The 13,114-nt window shown below is 43.5% G+C and carries 14 protein-coding genes; 4 read left to right on the plus strand and 10 right to left on the minus strand.

Annotated elements, in window-relative coordinates; genetic code table 11:
• Entirely contained in the window at positions 1–672 is a 672-nt protein-coding gene (locus tag R8G66_29555) for a hypothetical protein (GenBank protein ID MDW3196559.1), read from the minus strand.
• 112 nt (positions 673–784) lie between these two features.
• Positions 785–1,198 carry a DoxX family protein gene (locus R8G66_29560; GenBank protein ID MDW3196560.1) on the minus strand — a complete coding sequence of 138 codons (414 nt, stop codon included), beginning with the start codon at positions 1,196–1,198 and terminating at the stop codon, positions 785–787.
• 86 nt (positions 1,199–1,284) lie between these two features.
• Between R8G66_29560 and R8G66_29565 the strand changes: the two genes are divergently transcribed.
• Complete coding sequence (locus R8G66_29565) at positions 1,285–2,190, plus strand: winged helix-turn-helix domain-containing protein (GenBank protein ID MDW3196561.1); 906 nt, start codon at positions 1,285–1,287, stop codon at positions 2,188–2,190.
• Positions 2,191–2,221: 31 nt separating this feature from the next.
• Here R8G66_29565 and R8G66_29570 read toward each other — a convergent pair whose 3' ends face one another.
• The 7 genes from R8G66_29570 to R8G66_29600 form a co-directional block, all read right to left on the minus strand.
• Positions 2,222–2,527: an antibiotic biosynthesis monooxygenase gene (locus R8G66_29570; protein ID MDW3196562.1), complete on the minus strand. Its 306-nt coding sequence runs from the start codon at positions 2,525–2,527 to the stop codon at positions 2,222–2,224.
• Positions 2,528–2,647: 120 nt separating this feature from the next.
• Positions 2,648–3,226 (minus strand): hypothetical protein, encoded by a 579-nt coding sequence (locus R8G66_29575; GenBank protein MDW3196563.1) that lies wholly within the window; start codon positions 3,224–3,226, stop codon positions 2,648–2,650.
• A 159-nt stretch (positions 3,227–3,385) separates the two neighbouring features.
• Positions 3,386–4,126 carry a CPBP family glutamic-type intramembrane protease gene (locus R8G66_29580; protein MDW3196564.1) on the minus strand — a complete coding sequence of 247 codons (741 nt, stop codon included), beginning with the start codon at positions 4,124–4,126 and terminating at the stop codon, positions 3,386–3,388.
• 59 nt (positions 4,127–4,185) lie between these two features.
• Positions 4,186–5,649 (minus strand): S41 family peptidase, encoded by a 1,464-nt coding sequence (locus R8G66_29585; GenBank protein ID MDW3196565.1) that lies wholly within the window; start codon positions 5,647–5,649, stop codon positions 4,186–4,188.
• A 73-nt stretch (positions 5,650–5,722) separates the two neighbouring features.
• Positions 5,723–6,802: a helix-turn-helix domain-containing protein gene (locus tag R8G66_29590; GenBank protein MDW3196566.1), complete on the minus strand. Its 1,080-nt coding sequence runs from the start codon at positions 6,800–6,802 to the stop codon at positions 5,723–5,725.
• 92 nt (positions 6,803–6,894) lie between these two features.
• Entirely contained in the window at positions 6,895–7,497 is a 603-nt protein-coding gene (locus R8G66_29595) for a ribonuclease HII (GenBank protein ID MDW3196567.1), read from the minus strand.
• A gap of 3 nt (positions 7,498–7,500) precedes the next feature.
• Positions 7,501–7,902, minus strand: a complete 402-nt coding sequence (locus R8G66_29600) for a DM13 domain-containing protein (GenBank protein MDW3196568.1) — start codon at positions 7,900–7,902, stop codon at positions 7,501–7,503.
• Positions 7,903–8,025: 123 nt separating this feature from the next.
• On the opposite strand from R8G66_29600, the gene R8G66_29605 reads away from it, so the two are divergent.
• Together R8G66_29605 and R8G66_29610 are read left to right on the plus strand one after the other, a co-directional pair.
• Positions 8,026–8,157: a hypothetical protein gene (locus tag R8G66_29605; GenBank protein MDW3196569.1), complete on the plus strand. Its 132-nt coding sequence runs from the start codon at positions 8,026–8,028 to the stop codon at positions 8,155–8,157.
• A gap of 37 nt (positions 8,158–8,194) precedes the next feature.
• The gene (locus R8G66_29610; protein MDW3196570.1) at positions 8,195–10,546 is read left to right on the plus strand and encodes a TonB-dependent receptor; all 2,352 of its coding nucleotides are present in this window, start codon (positions 8,195–8,197) and stop codon (positions 10,544–10,546) included.
• Between the two features lie 315 nt (positions 10,547–10,861).
• Here the strand turns inward: R8G66_29610 and R8G66_29615 are convergent, their stop codons facing one another.
• The gene (locus tag R8G66_29615) at positions 10,862–11,884 is read right to left on the minus strand and encodes an SPASM domain-containing protein (protein ID MDW3196571.1); all 1,023 of its coding nucleotides are present in this window, start codon (positions 11,882–11,884) and stop codon (positions 10,862–10,864) included.
• A gap of 33 nt (positions 11,885–11,917) precedes the next feature.
• Here R8G66_29615 and R8G66_29620 point away from each other — a divergent pair, with 33 nt between their 5' ends.
• On the plus strand, positions 11,918–13,108 hold the full coding sequence (locus R8G66_29620; protein ID MDW3196572.1) for a DUF4105 domain-containing protein: 1,191 nt from the start codon (positions 11,918–11,920) through the stop codon (positions 13,106–13,108).
• The last annotated feature ends 6 nt before the right edge of the window (positions 13,109–13,114 follow it).

Here is a 13,114-nt window from a genome sequence, read left to right on the forward strand (position 1 = left end):
TCATTTGCCTTTGAAGATGGATGGATGTAAGATCACGCCTGCTTCCAAGGTGGCAGTGATATTATAAGAATGGCTGTAAGGGGCAGTGGCTAAAAGGGCAGGTTTAACATACCACGCCAATGGCTTCCCCGATTTGATGAAAAGGTCCCGGCCAAATTCTATTCCAAAGGAAAAGTTAAATGCATTTCTCCCCGCTCCTAGGACCCTTCGAGGCTCGGTTTCCCCTAATTCATATACCGGAATGTTATAAAAGTACCGGGTAGCACCAACCGATAATACGGGACTAAAGAATCTGCCTTTTTCATTGGTCCGCCGATAGCCAATTCCGGCATTTGCAGAAAAATTGAATTCACTGTTGGGTACGTTGAAGCCGCTTAGATTCCCTTCCAGAAATACCTGGCGGAATCGTTCCTTGGTTGGTCGCTTCTTTCGACTGGTGTCTTTGGTCTTCGTCCAGGACTTGAGGGTTTTTTCCACCCCAACCTTCAATCCCGGATGGATCAGGCTTTCACCATAATAGGCGCCTTTCCATCTCCAGGCGGGGATATCCGAATACTCATTCGCTTTTTGTGCTTGTGTGATGAATCCGCCAATAAGCAAGACAAGGCACCAAATCCATTTTAATTTCAATCCTGTTTGCATCAAATCCGTCTCTGTTCGAGTGATGTTCACGGATTATTCAGCTAACTCACGAAATACCCTATCTCGTTTCGATGATTGGAGGGGTTTTTGGGGTGAAGGGAAAAAGCACGCGTTACAATACAAACGCGCGCTAGTCAATTAATCAATTCCTTGATTGCTTTCTCCGTTCCAACCAATAATCCACACTGATTTTACCGCTCCCATTAAATAGGAAAGAGGCAAAGATCAGCAGGAGGTAAAAGGGCTCGGACCGGGGATTTCCGTCTAACATGATAAAATTGATGACACACATGACCATGATCAAGGGAATCGCGCTTAGCCTCGTCAGCAAACCGATCACCAGAAAAATCCCACCTATTAGCTCTGTCAGCTTTCCGATGTAAGCCATCATTCCGGGCCATGGGATGCCCACATCAGTGAGCCACTGCGTGTAGCCTCCAATCTGCTCGCTATCAAAAATCTCTAATCCATAGGTGAAGATGATGCCACCGCTAATGATTCGGATGATGTCCAACCCTGGTGAAAGCATTTCGTTTGTTTTCAATAGTTTTCCCACTACTTTGTATTCTTTGGTAATTCAGCATTGAAACTTACACGGTTGTTGAGGCACTTCATTCGACCAATTTGTAAAATGAGATTAAAATGAATGTAAAAACCGATTTTACAACTCCTAGAAAACTGAATATCAGCCACTTGTTCTTTGTAGTAGCTATGATCCTGATCATCATTGCAGCCGATCAGTTTGAACTACCCAATGAAATTCTTCGTTCGCAAAAACAACATCTGGAGTTGAGGGCTATTGGGGATAGGCTTTTACATGATGCTAATGACGCCACGTCAGTGGTTCCTCCTATTCAACAAATCAATGAACATACATTAAGGCTTCGTCTTCATCAATCCATGGCCATCAACCCAGACCGATTAGCTGATTTATCCATCAAACACTTGAATGAAGAAGTCGCTTTACATTCGGTCATCCAGGTACTTGATTCCCAAACCGAAGCAGTTGTTTATGGATTCGAAATAGATCATACCCAAGCATTGGATATTCCTTGTTTAGGAAGGATACTCCCAGAAGCTAATTATGTGGTAGAAGTAAGCTTTTATGACCCGATACCTCTTGAGGGCAACTTTCCTTCCTTGACATTTGCGAGTGCCTCTCTGCTGCTGACCATTTTCGGCTTTTCATTTTTAAAAGAGAAAAAGCCCAATCAAAACCAAAAAGACCCTGAAATGTCTGACGGTTGGAAACTGGACCTGGCATTGGCTCAGATTCAATCGAAAGATCAGCGCATTCAATTGACAGAAAAGGAGTCACAGATAATGGCCATTTTGTTCGAACATATAGAGCAATTGGTCACACGCGATCATTTGATCGAGGAAGTTTGGCTGAAGCATGGAATTGTGACAAGTAGGAGTTTGGACATGTACATTTCCAGATTGAGGAAGAAGCTAGGCCCCCTGAATGCCTTCGAAATTGTCAATCAACATGGAAAAGGATATATCTTGAAGAAACGAACTACAGACCAAATAAATGGTCAATTTTGAAAACGAGCGCCAATATCTAGAGAAGGTTCAATCACCCCTCCTCTAAATTCATCTCATGGAACTGATACATGGAAAATGCGGTGAAAAATTGTGCCATTTCATCTGGGATATGGGCTTCATTCCAATTTTCCCCAGCAAAATCAACCAGATGTGCTTCACTTTCCCACTGGGTAACCATCACGTATTGCAAGGGATTCCATTTCGTTCCTTTCCCTATCTCCAGAGAAATGAGACCGTCATAATTCTGAACGAGGGGTACTGAGATTGCTTTGAACTTCACTTCAAATGCTGCCTGCTGAGCTAGTGGAACTTCGGCGATAAAAATTCTAATGATCATGAGTTAATTTTTTCGGACGTATGGGTAGCAAGCATAAAGCCTTCGAAATTAAATCCATAATTGACAGATGAATGTGTCTGCTAAAGGAGATTTCGAACTTGGAAACTCGTAACATGTGATTCAATACTCCGTCATTGTCCGCACCTTCACCATCTTATGACCTTCGTGTCGAACAGGTTCCTCCGTTTCAATGGCAAAGCGTTTGAGGGGTGTTTTACAGACATTACAAAGACCAGTCAGCGCCCCCTCAATAGAAGGCATCACATAATCCATGTAATGACGGAGAAATGTGATTGAAATCAAGCATCTACCTGGCTGATTGTCCTCCAATTTGACCAGGAAATAATTGGTGTAAGTTGTGGTGATCTGGGCACTGCGTTTCAAGACATTTTGTGTACCTCCCATTCTAAGGATCAATCGCAATAGGCCATTGAGATCTACTTCCAACAAGAATCGGGTGAAATCGATCATCGCCGTTTTTCTGGTCTTGCCTAGTTTTTTAGCGACCTGATCTACAATCTCATTAGACTGGTCCAAAGGCATCCTGGTTGCCGGGAAAATTTTGCCTTCGTAACCCGCGGCCTTCAGCACTTCATCAAACGCACCGGCCTTTTCATATTCTTCAAAGAATTTCCGAAGGTTCACGTGGTATTGTCCCTTTACATAAAAAGTATCCTCCTGGGTCAGCCGGTCGAGCATTCGTGCGGTTGTTTGTCAGGATGAATTTAAGGGATGGATGGTTTACTGACAAGTTCAGTTATCCAAAATTTTAAACAGGAAAAGATCGTCATTATGGCAAGAGATCCCGGTATTTTTTAGCCTTTCAAAATCTACGACTAAAAAAACCGGGATGACGATCTAAGTCAGCAACGACAACCCCACCGCAATCACATTATTCGCCATGTGGAACAAGAGTGGATATTGAAAGCCAAACTTGACTCGGGTGTAGCCATTGATCAAGGCACTCATGAGCTGGGGTAATGTTAAAATGGGAAGCAACAGCACATTAAGCAAAATGATCTCGTACTTGGCCAGATGAATCCAGGCAAAAACCAAACTGGAGATATAGTAGATCCAACGGAAATTGGTTTCCCAAAAATTATTCAGGACAGCTTTGATCTTTCGATAATTGAACAAGGGAAACAACAACAATCCGAAACCAAACGATACCCCCGTTCTTAGTATGAAAGATTCATCCATCGCACTGATTTTGGTGTCAAAAATCAGCTTGGTCAGGACATAATAGAGAAAAACGGACAGTGATAAAGACAGATAGATCGGCTTGAATCTCAAACTCAATCGAAAGGCAACTTCTTCTACCAAAGGCAGAATGAATCCCCCGACTAACAACATCATTATTGGCGTAAAGCGCTCAGACATGCTGGCCTTTTGCACATTCTCCGGATCGTAGATCAACGCAAAAAAAAGAATTACTGGGATCATGCAAATCATCTTCACGATGAATAATCCAATGGTGTCGTAGATCTTTAGTCTTGTCGACTTTTCTGCTTGCTCCTCTAGTGAAGGCTTTTTGACGAAATGGAAGAGGTCTCTAAAAAGGGAAACATAGTAGGTTGGCTTGACCAGTGGGTACTTCATGGGGTAAACTTTCGATGAAGACGCAGTTCACCCCAATTGGTTACACGGCACTCCTAAATTCAATTTGACCCATTTTGGATAAAATTAAGTGTCCACTCCATTTGTCGGTCCTTACCATTGAGCACATCCTCTACGGAAGGCAATACCTCATGATCCGGGATCACACCTCGACCAAAAGGATTCCTATCCGGATCTACATTGAGTTGATGACGTACCAGCGGAATTGCCAATTCTAGTTTGGAATGAGGAAGTGTTACAAAAGACTTCCCCATGCTTGTATTGCCGTAGTACCCACCGCCGGATTCTTCTCCGATAATGGTCGCAAGGCCGGAAGATTTCATCATCGCGGCAAAATCCGATGCCGCAGAAAATGAAAATCCATCGATTAGAATAAATACCTCTCCTTCGAATTGAGAACCCTTTGGCTTGTAAGGCTTTGTCATGTAAAGACCGGTCATCGCGTATCGTGTGCTGTCTACATGAGACATCTTACTGGAACCCGGGAACCAGGTATGCCACCACTTCCTTTTGATCCATTTCATGTTGGGCAGTTTCTGATGGGAGTAGTAATCGGAAGACTTAGAAAAAATCAGATCAGCATTGTTAGCAAACAAAAACGATTCATTAACGAAATATGAATATAGCACCCATGGTACTCGACCTCCGCCATTGCCCCTAAGGTCAATAATCAGTTGATCTGCCCCATTTTCTTCTATCTGTCTAAATGTTTCTTTAAACTTCTTTTCAATCCTCGTCTTAGTAAGTCCTTCTTTCCATCCAAAAAAAGCCTTGATCATTAATGTGGCAATTCCATTGTCGAACGTTAAGATCACATTTCGTTTGGCCTCTTCCGGCTGGTCATTTTCGAAATAATGTGCATACATCTCTTCTTTTGGCATCGCCGGAACTGAGATTGTTTCCTCTTTTAAATCATCATTCAGGAATTGGATCTCATAAGTATTCGGAGCACCAAATAACTCGGTGTACGTATACCAAAAATGCGCATTAAGCATATTGAGTTTGCCTGTTTCTGTGAACCCATCTCCGGAGAGCATATCAATACAACCTGCGTAGATGGAATCCATGAATGCACCATTCATCCGTGTCAATCGATTACCAGGACTAATCCCAGCAATTGGATCCCCATAAGATTTGATGAAAAAAGCCTTGCCATCCTCAAATTGTACTTGAAATGGTAGAAAGGCCACCATCTCACTTTCCGTTGTTTGTTTTGAAAGTGAGATATAAGTATGCCCACACCCTACTTTTGAAAGTGCAGAAGACAAGATCCGGTAAAATTGCCGTTCTGTCATGGGCTGAGTAAGGCCGTCTTTTCCAGATTGAAAAACCTGATCCATTTCAGCCTTATTCCGGTACCAGTATAATCCGGGGTGGGAATCTTCCAGGCTTCCCTGAAACACTTCAAAGTCTTCTTTCAGTTGTTCAATTGAAAATGTGGGCTTATCCTGTGCTTCAACTACAAAACAGTGCAGCAAGGAAAGTGCAAACAGCAAATTTTTCATGGTTGTTTTTGATACAAAAAACGGGGGTTTTGCTACCCTCGGTGTTGCAAATCGCCTTTTGAAACAAAATAAATCAGCTTTTTAGCAGTTCTGCCGGTGATTTCCCAGTCTTTCGTTTGAATGACCGATAAAAAGTGGTTCGTGAAGAAAACCCAACTTCTATCCCAATGCCTTCGATACTCAAGCGGTCAGATTCTCCATTCTCCATTTTCTCAATGGCTTTTTCAATCCTGTATTCATTAATGAACTGATTGAACCCTTTTTGATAATAATGCTTGAAAATGAAAGATAGCTGCTCTTCGCGGATAGCTGTGTACTGACTCAGCATCTTAAGATTTAAATCAGTTTGACTATACAACCGATCCTGAGCAAGTGTTTTGAGAATAGTCGAGCGATATTTTTCAAGTTCTTCTTTGGTAGCAAGGTTCGCCCTATGGGACATGCCTCCAACGATGAGGCGATAAGTGACGAAATAGAAAAAAGCGGAAATAGCGTACAAAACCGGATGCAAAAAGACATATTTCATCAACGACAGCTGGATTTCGGTAAATGCAAAAATCACATAAGGAGACCAAATCAAGTCAATCAGACTCATCCCAATCAAAATATCCCTCGCCCATCGGTAGGTATTGGTATCAGCAATGGCTCGATTAGCCAAAAGGTATTTCCAACTGAAGAATAGGTATATCGTGATCGAAAGCAGTTGTGGATAGCCAAGAATTTGATTGATGTTGTCTAACAGATAGTAGTAATCGTGTCTCGAACTGTCTTCGGGAATGGTGTCTAACCCAATCGACCAAATCATGAATGCGAAAACAGACGGAGCCAAGTCCAAAATGGCAGGAGTGAAGTGGAGATAGTCTTTCTTTTTCAGATTAAAACCCTTTTCGAACAAGCTTCTTGTATAGAAAAATGTCACTGGTCCGAACAGCATAATAAGCTCAGGATAAACAAAATCAAGTACCGACGTTATATGTCCATTTCCTGAAGGAAAGAAAACCAGGCTATTGGCCGAAGACAAGCCCAACAAAAACAGAAGCGTTCCAAATAATAGGTTTGAAATGGACCTCTTTGAGCCTAATACAAAAAGGATGATCAACAGACATTGTATGAGCCCGATAAAAACAAACAGGTTCTGGACGTCTATTTTCAATGAATTAGCATTTCGTGTGGAGCAACTCCTTAAAAGTACAGAACCCTCAGGGGTAGCGCAAGTAGTACACTTGTAGGAATACCAGGTTCAGATCACTCAGGAAATAATTCCATTTGCGTGGGTAACAACTGGAAAGACATTCGATGAAGGGGGGTCACTCCGAGTTCTTTGATGCCCGAACGATGGGCGGGAGTAGGATAACCAAAATTGGTTTCCCAGCTGTATCCTGGAAATTCATTGGCTTTTTCTCGCATCAATTCGTCCCGGTAGGTTTTCGCAAGAATAGAGGCTGCAGCAATTGAAAAGTACTTGCCATCACCTTTGATGATACACTCGAATGGCGTGTCATTATGGCTTTTGTAGCGGTTGCCATCAATGAGCAACAGTTCTGGAGTGATTTTCAATTGATCGATCGCGCGATGCATGGCCAGATAGGAAGCATTCAGTATGTTGATCTCGTCGATCTCTTCGGGAGAAGCAACTCCAACTCCATAAGCCAAAGCCGAATCCATGATCTCCTGACGTAAGGCATCACGTTCTTCTTCTTTGAGTTGTTTGGAGTCATTTAAAACTTCATGCTTGAAGTCTTTTTTCAAAATGACCGAAGCAGCCACGACAGGCCCGGCCAGGCACCCACGCCCTGCTTCATCACAACCGGCTTCTATTTTATTTGGATCAAAAAAAGAGGCTAACATCAATCAATTTCGCAGGGGCGAACCACCCCACAGCTTCGCATATTGCTCGCAATGTACGATGATCGATTGATATTCGGAGGGATTGATGGAAGCAGGAATTTCAAATTTCATTTTTCCTTCGTATGTGCTCAAAGGAGTAACCAAAACGGACTGATTGGTGGCATTTTTCCCAGAGATATCCTCAAAGTCCATTTTTGACAGGAAGATTTTCAGGTCGGGAGCTTTCTTGGCTTCAAAATTGTCCGCAAAGACCACAAAGTAGGCATCTCCGTTTTTTTCAATTTTCCAGTCTCCTTCGAAGGTGGTCCAGCGACTATCGGCATCAAAAGTTCCTTGAAAAACCACCTCCTGTGCCCATAGCGTTTGCGCGGATAAGAATGCTAGCAAGACCAATAATTTTCTCATGATTTCTAAAAGTGAACTGTTCGTCGACAAATCTTAACAAAAAAACGACAAAATCATTCGGGGGGAAACCCTTAGCAGCCTGTATTGTCCATTAGAAGGCAAACGGTCAAATATTAATCGCCCATGATCAAAAAATACATCAGCTTTTGGATAGTCACCTGCCTGCTGTTGGTAGCCGCTTCCAACAATCAAAGTCATGAATCCAATTCAGTAGCAACTGGTCAAGCTCCTGTAAGCATGGCTTTCAATCATTAACTCACTGTCGTCAAAAACTCAAGATCACTTTTCAAACATGAACAAACTCATCTGCCTTTTACTTTTCGTGGCCAATTTTTACAGCGCCACAGCACAGGAGCTTACACAAACCCTGAAAGGTCGCATTGTCGATCAGGTTTCCAAGTCTCCAGTCATCGGCGCAACGGTCATTATCCAGGGAACCGAACCTTTGAAAGGAGCAACTACGGATATCGATGGCTATTTCGCAATCAAACAAGTGCCCATTGGTCGGGTTTCTTTATCCATTTCTTCAGTAGGATATGAACAAAAAGCCATTCCGAATGTCCTGATCGAGTCGGGAAAGGAAAAATTCCTCAACCTGGACATGGTAGAAGCGCTGATCGAAATGGAAGAAGTAGTCGTGGTAGCCGACGCACAAGACCGGGGACAACCCATCAATGAGCTGGCTACCGTTAGTGCCATCTCTATCAATGTGGAAGAAACCAGTCGCATGGCAGCCACTTTTGATGATCCGGCACGTGCGGCGCTTACCTATGCCGGGGTTTCTACTGGAGGTGATGACTTACTCAATGAGATTGTGATCCGCGGCAATAGCCCAAAAGGTATTTTGTGGCGTCTGGAAGGGGTGGAAATCCCCAACCCCAATCACTTCGGAAGTGTCGGCTCTTCTGCAGGTGGGATCAGCATGTTGAGTTCCAACTTGCTGAGTACTTCCGACTTTTTTACCAGTGCATTTCCTTCTGACTATGGCAATGCCACTTCCGGGATTTTTGATTTGCGCATGCGTCAGGGAAACTTTGACAAACATGAGCATACGCTACAAGCAGGATTGTTAGGCGTGGCTGCAGCTTCCGAAGGACCGATCAATCGCCAGAAAAGATCCAGTTATCTGGTGAATTATCGCTACAGTACGCTCGCATTATTTGATAACCTTGGCATTGAAATTCTGGGCTCTCAAGAAGATGTCACTTTTCAGGACCTGTCCTTTAAAGTCAATCTACCAGGAACGAAATTAGGTTCCTTTTCGATCTGGGGATTGGGGGGTAAAAACACCTACACTTATCGTCCTCTACTAGAGTTTGGGGAATGGGACTATGAAGACAATGAGCAACAAATGGGAGTTGCAGGTTTGACCAATGTGGCCTACCTCAACAAAAACACCTACATCAACACGGTCGTCTCTTACTCGCTTTTCGATACCCATTATGTCTTTGACTCTTTGAGGTTCCGCGCACTTGAGGACGAAGAAGTAGTGGAGAAAGCGTTGCGTATTTCCAGCTATTTGAACCACAAGTTCAATGCAAAAAACTCGATACGGGTGGGTGGAATCTTCAGCAACCTGGCCTTTGATTTGGCCTATGATGAATGGGATTATGACCTTAATCGGTCCGTGAATTATCTCAATGAAAACGGAAGTACCAATTTCTTCCAGGCATTTACGAACTGGCAACATCGCGCCAACGAGGAATTAACGATCAATGTAGGACTACACGCTTCCCATTTCCGCTTGAATCAGGATTGGTACATTGAGCCCCGACTGGGATTCCGTTGGGCTTACGCACCAGGAAAAGCCTTGACCGGTGGTGCAGGACTGCACAGCCGCATGGAAACTTTGGCCTTGTACATGGGGAAAGAGTTTCTGGAAGATGGTACATCTCGCCAAAACAATCGTGACTTAAGCTTTACCAAAGCAGCGCATGTGGTATTGGGTCATGAGTGGATGCTGACTAACGAAATTCGTTTCAAAGCCGAGGCTTATTATCAGCATTTGTATGATGTGCCGATTTGGGCAACAGACACCACAACAGATCAGTACCTCAGAAGTTTTTCTATCCTCAATACTTTCGAAGGATGGACCTCTGATGACCTGGATAATGGTGGCAGAGGCAAAAATTATGGCCTGGAATTCACACTGGAAAAATTCTTCTCCAATGGCTACTACTTCCTGAGCACCCTTTCTCTTTATGAGTCTAAATATAAAGGCTTAGATGGCATTGAAAGATCAACACGATTTGATGGGAAATACATTTTCAATGTAGTAGGAGGTAAAGAGTGGACTTTCGGAGCGAACAATAACAAGGTGATCAGTATCAATGGTCGGGCCATCTCTTCCGGAGGAAAAAGAGAAGCACCGATTAACGCCTTTGCTTCGCAACAAGAAGGGTATACGGTACGGGATTTTAGCAGGAATTTCGAAACACAACTCGAACCATACTGGCGATTTGATCTGGGAATCACCTACAAAGTGAACAAAATTAATCGGACCACAGCCATTGTGCTTAACGTTCAAAATGTGGTCGGCCGTGCTAACGAGTTTGGTCGCTACTATAGCACTACTACCAATCAAATTGTCTCTGAGTCACAGGTGGGCATGTTCCCGAATTTGGCTTATAAGGTGAGTTTTTAATTAACTGGTCCGAGTTTCTTTAAATTAGAAGTCAGGTTAAGTAAAAAAGAAACCCGTCAGTCCGGCCGGGGCATGTCCGGGAATCTCAATGTTATTTAGTAAACCCAATATTGAGATTCCTTGTTCAGGCACCCTGCCTACGCAGGAATGACGTTTAACCTGACTTCCTTTGGTTTTCCAATGCCCTCCTTTAGAATCATAAGATTCCCTACCATCAATCCAGGAATTCCAATACTTATCGCAATGAGACACCTACTCTGATGCCTGCCTTGTTCGGCAGATAGGCAGGGAATGACGTAATAAAAGTAAATAATACTACGCCCAAACCTTCGTACCTTCTGTACAATTGCGGCACATCTCTATTTCACTCCTGCCTTTCAGTAAAGTTGAACGGAAATCAACGTAGGCCTGAGCATTCCAGATTTCCTCAAAGGAAGTTTCAAAGGTATTTCCCAGGGTGTAATGCGCATCCTTATCAAAGCAACATGGAACCACTTTACCGTCCCAGGTGATTACGCAACTGCTCCACATTTTCCAGCAATGATCCAGCAGCTTATTTTTTACGGCGTATGTACCATCGGCCTGCAGGCGATACCTTGAATATTTGTCCTTCGTCGGGATCAGCGGACTACCCAATTCATAATCGTAGATCTGAGCAGTTTTAAATGCAATTTTGTCTACGCCGTATTCCCTGGCCAATTGCTCCGCTTCCTCGATTTGGTGTTCGTTGGGCTTCACCACTAGGAACTGCCAGGTAACAAAAGGTGTCGCACTCTTCAATTCCTTTTTCTTCTGGATAATATTTCTAGTGCCTTCCAAAACTTTGCTCAACTGGCCTTCTTTCCGGTAGGACTCGTAGGTCTCTTGTGTGGTGCCATCGATGGAAATAATGAGTCGATCCAATCCGGATTTTATCGTGGCCTCTGCCTGTTGATCATCCAGAAAATGTGCATTCGTTGAAGTAGCTGTATACATTTTCCGGTCACGGGCATAGTTCACCATTTTCAGAAAGTCTGGGTTCAGGTATGGTTCGCCCTGGAAATAAAAGGTCAGATAAGTCGTTTTGGAGGATATTTCGTCTATCAATTGTTGATACCTCGGGAGTTGCAACTTTCCAGTGGGTCTCGTGAACGAACGCAAGCCGCTAGGGCACTCGGGGCACCTTAGATTACAGGCAGTTGTCGGCTCGATGGCCATACTGATGGGCAACCCCTGAATTTTGGGGTTCCCAGTAATTCGCGAAATGATGTACGAACCCAGGATCAGGAAGGCATTGATTACCCGATTTAAGGTTAGCTTTGACAGCAATTGTAACGTATCGCGAAAGCTGATAAACATAAGGTAAACCTATACGCTGAAATTTAAATAGTCATGTCAAAACGAAACTTTCTCTGCTCATTGTTCCTCGTCCTTGCCATGATTGTCAATTTTTCCGTCAAAGCGCAAATCCAGCTTTCCAACGAAGCCACCATTTCCATGGTTACCATCGGGCCCTACGATCCCGAATTATGGTCATCCTGGGGGCATTCGGTCATTCGTGTTCACGACCCGTTACAAAATATCGATTGGTCTTACGATTACGGGCGGTTTTCCTTCGAACAGGCAAATTTCTACTGGAATTATGCTTTGGGCAAGACCTACTACAGCATTGGTAAATTCAATGACTACCCGCGTCTAAGAAACCATTATCAAAGACAAAACCGAAGTGTCATTGAGCAAGTGATGAATTTCACCCCAGCAGAGGTGCAAAAGGCCTATGAATTTCTCGAGGAAAACAACAAACCTGAAAACAAGGAATACCTCTATAACTATGTCTATGACAATTGTGCTACGCGTCTGGTAGACCTGGTGGAAGCGACCATTCCAGGTAAAGTCACGTTTGATCCTTCATTTATGAAAGAGGGCAGTACCATCCGAGACCTAATGGACGAAGGCCTGGAATTCCAGCCCTGGGGTGACCTGGTAATTGACCTGTTTCTAGGCACACAAATCGATCATGTGGCTAACCAAAAGGAATACCTCATGATGCCAGATTATGTACGGCAGAGCTTTGCTAAATCCACCATCGATCGGGGAAGAAAGGCAGTTCCTTTGGTGAAAGAAGAAATCATCGCTTATCAAGCGAAACCTGAAAACCTGGCCAATGGCATCTTCACACCATTCAATGTTTTCGTGCTGATCTTCTTTGTGGTAGGCTTCATCACCAACAAGAATTTCAAAACATTGAAGCGCACCAAATGGATCGATTATGTGCTCTTTACACTAGTAGGTATTTTGGGGTTGGTATGTGCGTTTTTGTGGTTTGGTACCGAACACTTGTCCAAATACAACTGGAACCTGCTTTGGGCCATTCCTTTTCATATTCCCGCCATCTGGATGACCAATAAAGAAAAGTATCAGCCTTTTCTAGCCAGGTATTTCCGGTTCACAGCAGTACTTTATGCCTTATTGCTACTCTTCTGGGTGATCCTCCCCCAACCTATCCACCAGTCTTTGGTTCCATTCATTCTATTACTTGTTCTTCGAGCATTTTACATCAGTTATGATTTGAGTAGGATTTGACCAAAC

Source organism: Cytophagales bacterium, assembly GCA_033344775.1.
Taxonomy (GTDB): domain Bacteria; phylum Bacteroidota; class Bacteroidia; order Cytophagales; family Cyclobacteriaceae; genus JAWPMT01.